This is a genomic window from Parabacteroides sp. HGS0025 (genome assembly GCF_000969845.1).
GTDB lineage: Bacteria > Bacteroidota > Bacteroidia > Bacteroidales > Tannerellaceae > Parabacteroides > Parabacteroides gordonii.
Genome location: NZ_KQ033902.1, coordinates 706,705 through 719,852, shown reverse-complemented (window position 1 = coordinate 719,852; position 13,148 = coordinate 706,705). Strand labels below are relative to the sequence as shown.

Sequence of the window (13,148 nt, the reverse complement as noted above, 5' to 3'; positions counted from 1 at the left end):
CGACCTCTCATCTATCGGCTTGCTTGTACGATCGTCAAATACTTCAGCAAAAGCAAGCAATAGTTTTTTATCCGCAATTATTTTCATTGATTTTTTCACATCATTATATTCTTTCTTATCAATTGAATAGCTTACTATGTACAAAACCTGTTCTTAGAATTACAAACCTTGATTTTGCATATACCTTATTTCAGACCGACACTTAAACTTCCATTGCGTAAGCTTATTATATATATGTACGCATACATTAATATATAGGTATACCGAAAAAGATACGTTCAGTATTACCTCTATCTCCTACAGCGAAAAGTTCTTTGCCACCCTATACACCCATTGCATCGACAAACGGTGCCATACGGAAGAAGGCATTTCTTCCATTAGCAGATCTTCGCGGAACTCGCGCAGGATCAGCCAATCCGCCTGTTTCACCCAATGACGGAAAGAAGGATTCGGTTGGTGAGTTTCGGATAGATGTAATAAGGCATCCAAGTCGAAACGATCGGCGATCACTCCGGCTCCCGATAAGGAAGCGTCGTAAGCATTGCATGCCTGCTCGATATGGGTGGGTACCATCAATACCGGCTTATTCAGATACATCGCCTCACAAACAGACTCGAAGCCGGCTGTGGTTGCATAAGCTTTCGCTCCAGCCATGTACTTAACGAAACGAATATCGTTCAGTTGATGAAAAGAAAGGGTATCGTCTACTTTGGTCGTTTCTTTCGCACCTCTTTTATCCCAGAAAATATGCATCGGAACATCAGGATGCTCAGTGTGCCACGCCTTTACCTCTTCACTAAAGCCACTATTCAACAGATACCCATGCAGATAATTTCCTTTACGCGAAGTCCTGCTCATCACCTCTTTACGCAGCAAAGGGGGAACTACCACAATCTTATCATTCGGAACTTCCCGCATCTTCCGGAAAGATAAAGCCAGTTTCTTCGTTGCACCGATAGCTGTCACACGGGTAAAGAATTTCAACAAAGATAAAGAGACTGCATTCAATTTCGGGAAGGAGAAATCGGGATGCAGGAAAAGGTATTGATGGGCGATACAGATCATAACAGCCTTCGGACGGGCAAAAAGAAAAGTCAATCCCGTCAGCAATTCATAGAAATTGACTACCACATCGGCTCTGGTCTCTTTAATCATCCGGTCGATATAACGGATACTACCTATATATTTATGTAAACGCAACAGATTATAGCCGATACTACCCAACAAGTTTACCTGCTTATTCTTTGCCGTAGGCAAGAAGTTCGGACTTTCGAAATCGTAGAGCGGTGCATTGATCTTCTCCGTAAAGAATTCCGGGATACGGCGGGCCGGACTTTTCCCCACCAGTACACCGACTATCTGATGCCCCTCATCCATCAGTTTCTGACGTAGAGATAAAGCCTGGGTAAGATGTCCCCGGCCCTCTCCCTGTATGATAAATAGTATCTTCATATTACTTCTGCGTATAATACGTTTCTTGAAACGGTTTCCTCATCAAACTCATATTCAGCCTTATTGTAAGTAACGATACCCCATTCACCTTGCTCATTCTCCACCAGGGCGGTCATACTTTCCACCCAGTCACCGGAATTAAGATAATGGACGTCTCCATACCAAACATTGGCTGCCTGATGGATATGGCCACAGATAATACCGTCCAACCTCTTAGCCTGGGCCAGTTTCACCAGCTCCCTCTCAAAATCGGAGATATAAGAGACGGCACTTTTCACCCGATGCTTTACATGCTGGGATAGAGAGAAATAAGGTTTACCCTGTTTCTCACGATTCCTGTTATAAATTTTATTCAGCCATAACAGAAAAGTATAGCCGATATCACCCAGCATGGCGAGCCAGCGCATATTGGTAGTAACCGTATCGAAGATATCGCCGTGAGTCACCAAGTAACGCTTCCCGTGGCTGTTCAGCAGATAATCTTTTACTATAGAGATATTGGAAAACCGGAACGGAACCAGTTTATCGAGAAAGTCATCATGATTACCACGCACATAAATGATTTGCGTCCCTTTCTTCTCCATCATTTTCATAAGCACTTTGAAGAAATCGGTCTGAGCCTGTTTCCAGCGCTTGCCGGACTTTTGGAGTTGCCAGCCATCGATAATGTCGCCATTCAAGATCAGGCGGTCGCAGTCGATATGCTTAAGGAAATTGGTTACTTCTTTTGTCCTCGAGTGTTCAGAACCCAGGTGAATGTCAGAAAGCACAACAGTCGGATAATATTTTCTTAGTTTCATACGTAAGATATTTACACTATACAAAAGAACCTGTTTGCTGTTACAGGGATGCAACAACGGTATGAAGATGCTTTTTCTTTTTCCGCTGTAAATGATTACATTTGTTCCCTCAAATTAAAACCCAATCGTTTTATGGATATTAACTCCCTCCCTGAGAGAGCTAAGAAAGTAGAAAAAGAGACAAAAGCTTTTTTCAAATCAATTAAGAAGAATCGTTTACGGGTACTGGATGATACGGTTCATGCCATCCACGAAGAGGTGTTCGACTCGATAAACTGCCTGGAATGCGGTAACTGTTGTCGTACGCTGGGACCGCGTATTACCGATCGCGACATCGAACGGATTGCACAGGCATTGCGTATCAAGCCGCACGAAGTGGTAACACGCCATTTGCATATCGACGAGGATAAAGACTATGTATTCCGGTCGATGCCTTGCCCTTTTCTGGGAACAGATAACTATTGCAGTATTTATGAGGACAGGCCGAAAGCTTGCCGCGAGTACCCGCATACGGACAGGAAAAAGTTTTACCAGATACATTCGCTGACAATTAAGAATGCACAGACTTGTCCGGGTGTTTTTGAAGTATTGGAACAGTTGAAGAGGGAGCTTTGATAGCATACTGTATTTACAATTATGATCAGAAAAATTAAAGAAACGGATTATCCTCGTTTGATAGAGATTTGGGAAAGTGCAGTGCTGAATACACATGATTTTCTTAAAGAAGAGGACTTCTTATATTATAAGAAACAGCTTCCTGTATATTTTCAATATGTCACCCTGGTTGGATTTGAGCAAGAGGGAATCTTAGCCGGATTCATGGGAATTGCAGAGGAAAACCTTGAAATGTTATTTGTCGATAACGAGTACCGGGGCACCGGAATAGGGAAAAAACTGATTGCGTATGCGACAGCTAATTTACACGTAACGAAAGTCGATGTGAATGAGCAAAATACGCAAGCTGTCGGTTTCTACAAATATATGGGATTCAACATAGTAAGGAGATCCGAATTGGACGGAGAAGGTAAAGAATATCCTATCTTGCACATGCAATTATAGTGTTGACCGGACATTTCGACTTATAAAAAAAGGCAGCCGCTTGAAACAAGGGCTGCCTGATTGTTGTTAGAATTCTTTTCAATTAATCTTCCGCCTGAGTAGCTTCATAAGCCTTCAACAGCTTATCCTGTACATCGGAAGGAACAAGTTCGTAAGCGGCAAACTTCATTGTGAATGAAGCACGTCCACCGGTGATAGAACTCAAAGAAGTTGAATAGCTAGACATTTCCTTCAGAGGAACTTTAGCCAGCAACTTTTCAAATCCCTTTTCGCTGTTCATACCCATAATGATAGCACGGCGGCCTTGCAGGTCACTCATTACATCACCCAGATAATCGCCAGGTACGGATACTTCTACGTCATAGACAGGTTCCAGGATCTTTGGCCCTGCTTCTTTAAAGGCAGTACTGAAGGCATTACGACCGGCCAGCATGAAAGAAATTTCATTACTGTCTACCGGGTGCATCTTGCCATCATAAACAATGATGCGCACATCACGGGCGTACGAACCGGTCAACGGTCCCTGTTCCATACGTGCCATAATACCTTTCAGAATAGCCGGCAAGAAACGTGCATCGATGGCTCCACCAACGATACTGTTAATAAATACCAGCTTACCACCCCAGTCCAAATCAATAGTTTGCGTATCACGTACGCTAATTTTAAATTCCTGTCCGCCGAAACGATACATATCCGGAGCCGGCATACCTTCGTAATACGGTTCCACGATCAGGTGAACTTCACCAAACTGACCAGCACCACCGGATTGTTTCTTATGGCGGTAATCTGCACGGGCAGCCTTCGTGATCGTTTCGCGATACGGTATCTTCGGTTCGATATATTCGATCGGCAGTTTATCATTATTTTCTATTCTCCATTTCAATGTACGCAGGTGGAATTCTCCCTGACCGGAAACAATCGTTTGTTTCAGTTCTTTGGATTGTTCGATCACCCATGTCGGATCTTCCTCACGCATACGGTTCAGGATCTCCATCATCTTTTCTGAATCCGATTCATTGACCGGCTTTATAGCACGACGATACTTAGGATCCGGATATTTGATGAAGTCGAAACGATAGTCGCAACCCTTACCATTCAGCGTATTACCCCGGCGTACTTCTTTCAGTTTTACTGTTGCACCGATATCACCGGCCACCATTTCAGTTACCGGATTACGTGTCTGACCTGCCACAGAGAACAACTGGGCGATGCGTTCTTTCGAACCACGGTCGGCATTCAACAAGTCATCTCCTTCTTTTATTTTTCCTGATATCACTTTAAAATAGGAAACCTGGCCGATATGGGGTTCCATCGTTGTCTTAAAGAAGAACAAGCTGGTCGGTCCGTTTGAATCGGGAGTCACTTCCACACCATCGGTAGTCACCGGGCGAGGCATCTTATCTGTACAAGGAACTACATTTCCAAGGAATTCCAATGTACGGCGCACACACATATCGCGTCCTGCACAAACACAGAATACAGGGAACATGCCACGGGTCACCAGACCGGCACGGATACCTACACGCATGTCGTCTTCGCTCAAAGTTCCTTCTTCAAAGAACTTTTCCATCAGCATATCGTCATTTTCGGCTGCCGCTTCCACAAGAGCTTTGTGAAGTTCCATTGCTTTGTCCATTTCCTCTTCGGGGATTTCCAAAACATCAGGCACGCCGCCTTCCGGTTTCCAACGGTACATTTTCATCTTCAATACATCGACTACGGCATTGAAAGAAGCCCCCGTACTGATCGGATACTGAACCTGAATGACTTTACCACCATATTGATCTTTCAACTGGGCAATAGTTCCATCGAAATCCGCTTTGTCGTTATCCAACTGGTTGACAACAAAAATAACGGGTTTATGAAATTGTTCTGTATACCGGAACTGGTTCAATGTTCCCACTTCCACACCATACTGGGCATTCAAAACCATCAGTGCCGTATCGGTCACGTTCAGGGCTGAAACCGCTCCACCGATAAAGTCGTCCGAACCCGGACAATCGATAAAGTTCAGCTTTCTGTCCTGCCATTCAACACTGAAAACGGTTGAGAACACTGAGTATCCATACTCTTTCTCAACCGGGAAATAGTCGCTCACCGTATTTCCTGCGTCTACAGTACCGCGACGTTTTATAACTCCACCCTCGTAAAGCATAGCTTCAGCGAGAGTGGTTTTCCCAGAGCCCGAACTTCCCAAGATAGAGATGTTCTTAATTTCGTTTGTTTGGTATACTTTCATGATATCAGGTATTAATTGAGTTTAACAATAAATATCAACCACGTGAATTACTCACGAGGCCGCAAATTAGAGAATGTACAGGAAAAATCCAATCATTACAGCCCTGTTTGAGAACTATGTTATGCAGCAGGCTATGATTTCAGGAATAGATTCCGTACTTTTGCTATTAAATATATGTATAGTATGGCAGGCCTTTATATCCATATTCCTTTTTGTACGAAACGTTGTTTGTACTGCGATTTTTTCTCCAATACGGAGATGAAGTATAAAGAACCGTACCTGTCTGCCGTGATCCGTGAACTGGAATTACGGAAAGATTATCTGGAAGGTGAGCCTGTCGAAACCATTTATTTCGGTGGAGGAACCCCTTCCCAGTTGCAGGCGGCAGATTTCAGCCGTATCTTTGAAGCGATCCACCGCCTGTTCGATGTCAGCCCTTGTGCAGAGATTACGCTTGAGGCTAATCCGGACGATATGACACCCGGATACGTTGCCGGATTGCAAACGCTTCCCTTCAACCGGGTCAGTATGGGCGTGCAAAGTTTCAAGGAAGAAGACCTGCGCTTCCTTAATCGGCGACATAACCGGGAACAAGCCTTGCTTGCGGTGGATTTATGCAAAAAGAACGGCCTGGAGAATATCAGTGTCGACCTGATCTACGGACTTCCGGGACAAACCCTCGAAGAGTGGAAGCAGAACCTCGACACAGTGATCCGCCTCGACATCCCTCATATCTCCGCCTACCATTTAATATATGAAGAAGGAACTGCCCTTTACAAACTGAAGGAAGCCGGAAAGATCATTCCGGTGGATGAAGACCTGAGCGTAGCACTTTTCACATCACTGATCGACCAGCTGACGGCAAACGGTTATCTTCATTATGAAATATCGAACTTCGCCCGTCCCGGCATGCTCTCCCGGCACAACAGCTCCTACTGGATCGGGAAAAAGTACCTGGGCATAGGGCCATCCGCCCATTCCTATAACGGACAAAACCGCCAATGGAACATTTCCTCGTTACCGGGTTACCTGCAGGCCATCGACAAAGGAGTACCGGATATCGAAATCGAATATCTGGACATAAATACCCGGTACAACGATTTTATTATCACCGGACTTCGCACCATGTGGGGCATCAAATTTAATGAAATTCAACAACAGTTCGGAAAAGACAAATTAATCTACTGTCAAAAACAGGCCGCCCCTTACCTCAAACAAGGACTACTTATCGAAAAAGACGATACCCTGACGCTTTCGCGCAACGGAATTTTCATATCAGATAGTATAATGAGCGATCTTTTATGGGTCTAATTTTAACAAAACAGGCCTCCGAAACAACGAAACACGGGGTTATTCGTACAAATTCTGCACATTTTTACTATTTTTGAGAAATAAATTATACAACGTATTAAACTATTATCTATATTTGCCCTGTCAAAAAGCAGCAAATAGTGCCATATTTATATATAATATCAGGTTGCAACGGAGCAGGGAAAACAACAGCGTCCTTTACAATACTTCCAGAAATGTTGAAGTGTAAGGAGTTTGTGAATTCCGACGAGATAGCCAAGGGGCTTTCCCCTTTTAACGCAGATAGCATCGCCGTAGCTGTAGAAGCAAGCCGAATTATGTATAAGCGCATTAAAGAACTCATCGCAGCTGGTGAGACTTTTGCAATGGAAACTACGCTCGCCACCCGGTCAGTCGCAAACCTGATCAGGGAAGCACAAAGGGAAGGATATTATGTTACATTGTTATATTTCTGGTTGAATACACCGGATCTGGCAGTGGAACGGGTAAAAATGAGAGTGGCAGCCGGTGGTCATAACATACCGGAGAGTACTATCCGCCGTAGATACGAGGCGGGTATTCACAATCTTTTTGAACTATATATCCCCATTAGTGATTATTGGATGGTAACAGACAATTCTATGTCTCCGATGGAAGTAATCGCCAAAGGATTCAGGAATGATAAAAAAGAGATATATAATTCGGATATTTACACTAAACTTGAACATCATGAGTGAACAAGAAGTAAGAGAATTTGAAGAGAATATAGTTAAAGGTGCCAATATAGCTTTTCAACGCTTAGTTAACCAGAAAAAGAAAGAAGACGGAGAATTAGTCTTCTCACGCAACGGATATATTTTCCGTGTAAAGGCAGCTGACCTGGAAAAAGGCATATTTTAATTATATTAGGATATAAAAAAAGCGAGTGATCTTTCGATCATTCGCTTTTTTTATGGAATCAACTCCCGCTGGCCGGTTATTCCACCAGTTCCATTTCCTTCAGGAGATAGCTGGCTCCGGCGTACTTATCCATGATAAACAGGACGTAACGGATATCGACGATAATACTGCGCTGGTAGTCCGGCAGATACTGGATATCGCCACCTACTCCTTCCCAGTTACGGTCGAAGTTAATACCGATCAGTTCACCGTTGGCATTCAGCACAGGACTTCCCGAGTTTCCTCCGGTGGTATGTGTCGTTGCGCTAAAAGCGACCGGCATTCTACCGTCAGGCATCTGATAACGGCCGAAGTCTTTGGCTTCGTACAATTCTTTCAGACGGGTCGGGACAACAAATTCCCAATTCGTAGAGTCTTCCTTTTCCATCACACCATCCAGCGTTGTCTGGCAACTGTAATAGTCGGCATCACGCGGACTGTATCCCTTCACCTGTCCGTAAGTCAGGCGCAAAGAAAAGTTGGCATCCGGGAAATTCGCTTTATCCTGATACATAGCCAGCAGGCCTGCTACATACGTACGGTGGGCAATGGCATAGCTGGCATCGAAGTCGGCCAACGCTGCATTGAGGTTTGCCTTTTCTTCCTGCACGGATTTAGCGAACAGGATCATCGGATCTTGTTCGAGTGCCTTCACGGAAGGATGTGTCTTAAACTTATCGAAGTTTTCTTCGCTGCCATAGATCGATTTGTCGAACAGATAGTCAACAAAACGGTCTACATCTCCTTTGAACTTCTTGTCGATCAGGGCAAAGTAAGCCGGTTGCGACTTGGCTGGAACCAGGCGGCAGTATTCCTTCAGCATCACTTTGGCGATTTTCTTATCCACCTCGGGAGCATAATCTTTATCGGCAAAACGATGGTAAGCCATATCCAGCATACGCACCTGCTTTTGTTGTTCGTTGCGGTCTTTACCTTTCAAGGCATCGCAAACCGGTTGTATTTCAGCAGGGACTTTCGTGAATTCGATACCGCGAAGGATTGCTTCATCCAGCATCCAGCTACGGAAGCGCAGGTCTTTACGGTCGGATACGATCTGTTCGAGTGTCAGCAATGCTTCGGGATAATCCGATTCGTCGTGATCTTCCGACCAGGCAATCAGACGATCCTGTTCTTCTTTCTTTACCTTCTCAAAGTTACGTTTCTTGATTGCCCAGTTACTACCGATCGCATTTTTATAGGCATTGGTCGATCCGGCATATTTACTGGCGTACTGGATACGAACGGAAGGATCTTTCAGCATCTCGTCCAACATCACTTCCTGACGAAGATTACGGATATTGATACGGACAGCATTGTCGATATCACGACGCTCGGCTACTTCCCAGGATGTATAGTATTTGTTTGTCCGTCCGGGGAAACCCATCATCATGGCATAATCGTCTTCCTCTACTCCTTTTATTGAAATCTTGAACCAGCGCTTCGGACGAAGGGGAACGTTCGTTTCCGAATATTCGGCCGGATTACCGTTTGCATCGGCATAGACGCGAAAAACGGAAAAGTCGCCCGTATGGCGCGGCCACATCCAGTTGTCGGTATCCGCACCGAACTTACCGATAGACGAAGGGGGAGCTCCGACGAAACGGATATCCGAATAGATCTTCTTCGTGAACATATAATATACGTTACCGCCATAGAAGGCTTTGATCTCCACCTCCGTTCCGGGGTTATCCTGCAGGAACTTTTCACCGACCTTTGCCTTTGCCAGTCCGTTCAGATATTTGGGGGAGAGGAAGTTCATGCTGTTCGGATCGGTATCCTTTTCGAGTTCCTTCTTTACGTAGTCGGTGACGTCTTCTATTTTGTCGATGAACGTCACGGTCAGTCCCGGGTTGGGAAGTTCCTGGTCGCGGGTAGTTGCCCAAAAGCCGTCGGTCAGGTAATCATGTTCCAGGGTACTGTGTTGTTGTATCTGGCCGTATCCGCAATGATGGTTGGTCAACAACAAGCCATCCGGTGATACGATCTCGCCCGTACAGCCGCCGCCAAAGATCACGACGGCATCTTTCAGCGAAGCCGAGTCGGGACTGTAGATATCGTAATCCTGCAACTTCAATCCTAAAGCCTGCATCTCCGGAAACTTCTGCTGCTTAAGCAACGGAAGCAACCACATTCCTTCATCCGCCACCGCCGGCAACGACAGGGCACCTGCCAAAAGGGATAATAAGATTCTCTTCATAGTGTTTTATCGTTTAAATTAGTATTATTTCTTTGCCCATTGTGTATAGGGTTGTTTGGTAAGCATCGAATTGTAATATCTCCTGTCGCCGCTTACCTCCTCTCCTATCCAGTCCGGTTTCTCAAAAGGTTCGTCTTCGGAAGCCAGTTCTATTTCAGCCATGACCAGGCCTTCGTTGGCTCCGTGAAAGACATCGACTTCCCAAGTATGCTTGCCGGCCCGGACGAGATGGCGCACTTTATCTATGGCTCCCGGTTCGCAGAGCTTCAACAGTTGTTCGGCATCCGCTAACGGTATTTCCTGCTCAAACTCGTAACGGCTCAGGCCTTTGTCATCCGAAGGGCCTTTGATAGTCAGGAAACCTTTCTCCCCCCGGATACGGACACGTACCGTGCGACCGGGCTCGGAACAGATATATCCTTGCACAATGCGCTCCGAACTGTAAACATCAGCAGTGAAGTCGCCTTCGACAATGAACTTTCTTTCTATCTCAGTAGCCATATCTTTTTATTTTCTCCGGTTGTCAGCCATATTTGAACGGCATGTATTTTATTTTACTCTTGCAGGAAAGTTGTTGCCGACGCTGTCGGCTATATTGCCGAGGGCGTCGGCTAAATTGTCGACGACGTCGGCAAAGCTTTCGAGGGCGTCGGCAACAGATTTCCTGCAAGGGTAAATACGATTCATCCGGTACTTAGTTCTTATTAATCAGGAGCTAATTCTTATTTGATGGTAACCATTGTGGCACCGAAACCGTATTCACGGAAAGAAGCATCCTGGTAATAGTGTTGTTTGTATCTTGTCTTCAGTTCTTTCTCTATGGCAGTACGAAGCACACCGTCCCCTTTTCCGTGGATAAAGACAATCTTCTGTCCTTTATGGTTTGCATATTTGCCCAGTATTTCATGGAACTTATCCAGCTGATACGTCAGCATATCCGCATTGCTCAGGCCATTTGTATTGTCGAGCAACTCCGTGATATGCAGATCGACTTCCAGAACGGCACCGTCAGACTTCTTCTTAACGATAGTCTGCGGGGCATGGCGGTCTTCACGGACTTTCTGATACATCGCTTCCTTCAATTCAGCAGCGGAGACAAGCAACTCTTTCTCCGGAACGTCATTGCGTACGATCGGATAGACCATCGCTTCTTCTTCGAAGAAATCGTTTTCCATAAAACAGTGCTGTTTGTAGAACTTAACCGTGTCGAGACGCAATTCTACGGAGATAGAATTCTTCAGCGAGTAAGGTTTATCTTTCTTGAAAGCGATCAGCTGCACGCATACGCGTTCAAGGTCATTCAGATCTTCTTTGCCGAACTCTTCCATAAAGATCTTTGTGTTCGGCTCTATCAGACCGTTATAACGGCTTATCCAGCTATTGTTGTTCCGGTACATGTAGTTGAAGAACAGATAGTAATTGCTGTCATTCACAAAATAGGCTTCGTAAGCGCTGTCCTGCATTACTTTCGACAGTTCCATCGGCAAGTAAACCAGATAGATGTTCAGACGTTCTCCTTCGGCTGTTTCTTCCACCTTCACTTCTTCCGGTTTAGGTTGCGGCTTCGGCATGGGCTGCTGAACCTGCGGCTGGGGTTGCACCCGCGGACGGTTAGAACTGTGTACCTGCATCTCATTTTCGCCGCCAACGACGACACATTCGCGGATCAGGGCCGGGATATCGAAACCGTCTTCGTCTTCCACCAATACCTGATCTTTACCTCTAAAACTACGTACGATGCCGCCTCCTGTCGTATTCAGGAAACGCACTTTGTCACCCACCTTTATATTCATACTTATATTATCTTTATATTCGTGTCGACAAAGATACTTCATTATACCATAATATCATACAAATTTGTACTTTTGCAGCCGGGTTCAGTAAGATCGTACCCGGTAATTAAAGAAAGCAATGGTTACAAAAACTCAACAGATAAGCATCGAAGATTACAATTATTCGTTGCCCGACGAACGGATCGCCAAGTTCCCGCTGCCGAAACGGGATGAATCCAAATTATTACTTTACCGCAACGGAGAGGTGAGCGAGAGTATCTTCAAACAGATCACGGAGTATCTTCCGGAAGGTTCGCTGATGGTATTCAATAATACCCGCGTGATACAAGCGCGGCTCTTATTCCAGCGTGCGACGGGGGCACAGATAGAAGTATTTTGTCTCGATCCTTCCGAGCCGCACGATTACGAACTGATCTTCCAGGAAACGGCAACCTGTTGCTGGATCTGCCTGATCGGGAATGCGAAGAAATGGAAAGAACCGTGCCTTTTCCGGGAGATCGAGATCAACGGACAGCAGGTAACGCTTCGTGCAGAAAAGGTGCAGAGTTACGGGGAGACACATCAGATCCGGTTTAGCTGGGATGGTGGATTCAGCTTTGCCGAAGTACTGGATGCCGCGGGTGAACTGCCTATTCCTCCCTACTTGCACCGGAAAACGGAAGAAAGCGATTTGAAGACTTATCAGACGGTTTATTCCAAGATAAAAGGTTCTGTTGCGGCTCCGACAGCCGGACTTCATTTCACTCCGGAAGTATTGGCAGACCTGGAAGCCAAAGGTTTCGGCCGCGAAGAGCTTACGCTGCATGTGGGTGCCGGGACATTCAAACCGGTAAAGAGTGAGACGATAGAAGGGCATGAAATGCATACGGAGTTTATTTCCGTACGCCGAAGTACCATCGAACGTGTCAAACAAAATCTCGGTAAGATCATAGCTGTCGGCACAACTTCCGTTCGTACCCTCGAAAGCCTTTATTATATAGGTGTAGCGCTCGCTTCCAACCCGGAAGCGACTTCCGACGAACTGGTTGTGAAGCAATGGATGCCCTACAACGAGGAAAACAACCGGCTGACACCTGCCGATGCCTTACAGAATATTCTGGATTACCTGGATAAACATCAGTTAAAGACATTGGTCACAGCAACCCAGATTATCATTGCTCCGGGCTATGAATTCAAGATCGTCAAAGGCATCGTCACCAACTTCCACCAGCCCAAAAGCACTTTGCTCCTGCTGATCTCCGCCTTTGTCAAAGGCGACTGGAAGAATATCTATGACTATGCACTCGGACATGATTTCCGTTTCCTGAGTTATGGGGATAGTTCGCTGCTGTTATAATTAATGAATACAAGGTAAAGGCAATATCCTTTCAATCTATTCG

The 13,148-nt window shown here is 45.4% G+C and carries 12 protein-coding genes; 6 read left to right on the top strand and 6 right to left on the bottom strand.

Translation table 11 applies throughout. From position 1 onward, the window contains the following. Positions 1–297: 297 nt before the first annotated feature. Positions 298–1,452 carry a glycosyltransferase family protein gene (locus HMPREF1212_RS02530; RefSeq protein WP_046148317.1) on the bottom strand — a complete coding sequence of 385 codons (1,155 nt, stop codon included), beginning with the start codon at positions 1,450–1,452 and terminating at the stop codon, positions 298–300. Continuing rightward, positions 1,449–2,252, bottom strand: coding sequence for a UDP-2,3-diacylglucosamine diphosphatase (locus tag HMPREF1212_RS02525; protein WP_046150202.1), 804 nt, complete (start codon positions 2,250–2,252; stop codon positions 1,449–1,451). The genes HMPREF1212_RS02530 and HMPREF1212_RS02525 overlap by 4 nt, the downstream gene beginning before the upstream one ends. Positions 2,253–2,384: 132 nt before the next feature. Between HMPREF1212_RS02525 and HMPREF1212_RS02520 the strand changes: the two genes are divergently transcribed. After that, positions 2,385–2,867: a YkgJ family cysteine cluster protein gene (locus HMPREF1212_RS02520; protein ID WP_028729605.1), complete on the top strand. Its 483-nt coding sequence runs from the start codon at positions 2,385–2,387 to the stop codon at positions 2,865–2,867. 21 nt (positions 2,868–2,888) lie between these two features. Next, positions 2,889–3,311 (top strand): GNAT family N-acetyltransferase, encoded by a 423-nt coding sequence (locus tag HMPREF1212_RS02515; RefSeq protein WP_028729606.1) that lies wholly within the window; start codon positions 2,889–2,891, stop codon positions 3,309–3,311. A gap of 82 nt (positions 3,312–3,393) precedes the next feature. On the opposite strand, the gene HMPREF1212_RS02510 is transcribed toward HMPREF1212_RS02515, so the two are convergent. Further along, positions 3,394–5,550 carry an elongation factor G gene (locus HMPREF1212_RS02510; protein WP_028729607.1) on the bottom strand — a complete coding sequence of 719 codons (2,157 nt, stop codon included), beginning with the start codon at positions 5,548–5,550 and terminating at the stop codon, positions 3,394–3,396. Between the two features lie 183 nt (positions 5,551–5,733). Between HMPREF1212_RS02510 and hemW the strand changes: the two genes are divergently transcribed. From hemW to HMPREF1212_RS27085, 3 genes are all read left to right on the top strand, one after another. After that, on the top strand, positions 5,734–6,861 hold the full coding sequence (gene hemW, locus HMPREF1212_RS02505) for a radical SAM family heme chaperone HemW (RefSeq protein WP_046148316.1): 1,128 nt from the start codon (positions 5,734–5,736) through the stop codon (positions 6,859–6,861). Between the two features lie 140 nt (positions 6,862–7,001). After that, positions 7,002–7,577, top strand: a complete 576-nt coding sequence (locus tag HMPREF1212_RS02500) for a zeta toxin family protein (RefSeq protein WP_028729609.1) — start codon at positions 7,002–7,004, stop codon at positions 7,575–7,577. Continuing rightward, a complete protein-coding gene (locus tag HMPREF1212_RS27085; protein WP_165359785.1) occupies positions 7,570–7,740 on the top strand; it encodes a hypothetical protein in 171 nt (56 codons plus the stop codon). The genes HMPREF1212_RS02500 and HMPREF1212_RS27085 overlap by 8 nt, the downstream gene beginning before the upstream one ends. Positions 7,741–7,816: 76 nt before the next feature. Here the strand turns inward: HMPREF1212_RS27085 and HMPREF1212_RS02495 are convergent, their stop codons facing one another. The 3 genes from HMPREF1212_RS02495 to HMPREF1212_RS02485 all read right to left on the bottom strand — a co-directional run bounded on the left by HMPREF1212_RS02495 (position 7,817) and on the right by HMPREF1212_RS02485 (position 11,769). Beyond that, positions 7,817–9,976 carry a S46 family peptidase gene (locus tag HMPREF1212_RS02495; protein ID WP_046148315.1) on the bottom strand — a complete coding sequence of 720 codons (2,160 nt, stop codon included), beginning with the start codon at positions 9,974–9,976 and terminating at the stop codon, positions 7,817–7,819. Positions 9,977–10,000: 24 nt separating this feature from the next. Beyond that, positions 10,001–10,477, bottom strand: a complete 477-nt coding sequence (locus tag HMPREF1212_RS02490) for a CYTH domain-containing protein (RefSeq protein WP_046148314.1) — start codon at positions 10,475–10,477, stop codon at positions 10,001–10,003. A gap of 221 nt (positions 10,478–10,698) precedes the next feature. After that, positions 10,699–11,769 carry a DUF2027 domain-containing protein gene (locus tag HMPREF1212_RS02485; protein ID WP_046148313.1) on the bottom strand — a complete coding sequence of 357 codons (1,071 nt, stop codon included), beginning with the start codon at positions 11,767–11,769 and terminating at the stop codon, positions 10,699–10,701. A 118-nt stretch (positions 11,770–11,887) separates the two neighbouring features. Here HMPREF1212_RS02485 and HMPREF1212_RS02480 point away from each other — a divergent pair, with 118 nt between their 5' ends. Further along, complete coding sequence (locus tag HMPREF1212_RS02480; protein WP_046148312.1) at positions 11,888–13,105, top strand: S-adenosylmethionine:tRNA ribosyltransferase-isomerase; 1,218 nt, start codon at positions 11,888–11,890, stop codon at positions 13,103–13,105. Positions 13,106–13,148 lie beyond the last annotated feature (43 nt).

Excerpts from the sequence above, each read along its gene's own strand:
- hemW (WP_046148316.1), top strand. The coding sequence starts at position 5,734 with ATGGCAGGCCTTTATATCCATATTCCTTTTTGTACGAAACGTTGTTTG.
- HMPREF1212_RS02510 (WP_028729607.1), bottom strand. The coding sequence starts at position 5,550 with ATGAAAGTATACCAAACAAACGAAATTAAGAACATCTCTATCTTGGGA.
- HMPREF1212_RS02515 (WP_028729606.1), top strand. The coding sequence starts at position 2,889 with ATGATCAGAAAAATTAAAGAAACGGATTATCCTCGTTTGATAGAGATT.
- HMPREF1212_RS02485 (WP_046148313.1), bottom strand. The coding sequence starts at position 11,769 with ATGAATATAAAGGTGGGTGACAAAGTGCGTTTCCTGAATACGACAGGA.
- HMPREF1212_RS02480 (WP_046148312.1), top strand. The coding sequence starts at position 11,888 with ATGGTTACAAAAACTCAACAGATAAGCATCGAAGATTACAATTATTCG.
- HMPREF1212_RS02530 (WP_046148317.1), bottom strand. The coding sequence starts at position 1,452 with ATGAAGATACTATTTATCATACAGGGAGAGGGCCGGGGACATCTTACC.
- HMPREF1212_RS27085 (WP_165359785.1), top strand. The coding sequence starts at position 7,570 with ATGAGTGAACAAGAAGTAAGAGAATTTGAAGAGAATATAGTTAAAGGT.
- HMPREF1212_RS02520 (WP_028729605.1), top strand. The coding sequence starts at position 2,385 with ATGGATATTAACTCCCTCCCTGAGAGAGCTAAGAAAGTAGAAAAAGAG.
- HMPREF1212_RS02525 (WP_046150202.1), bottom strand. The coding sequence starts at position 2,252 with ATGAAACTAAGAAAATATTATCCGACTGTTGTGCTTTCTGACATTCAC.
- HMPREF1212_RS02490 (WP_046148314.1), bottom strand. The coding sequence starts at position 10,477 with ATGGCTACTGAGATAGAAAGAAAGTTCATTGTCGAAGGCGACTTCACT.
- HMPREF1212_RS02495 (WP_046148315.1), bottom strand. The coding sequence starts at position 9,976 with ATGAAGAGAATCTTATTATCCCTTTTGGCAGGTGCCCTGTCGTTGCCG.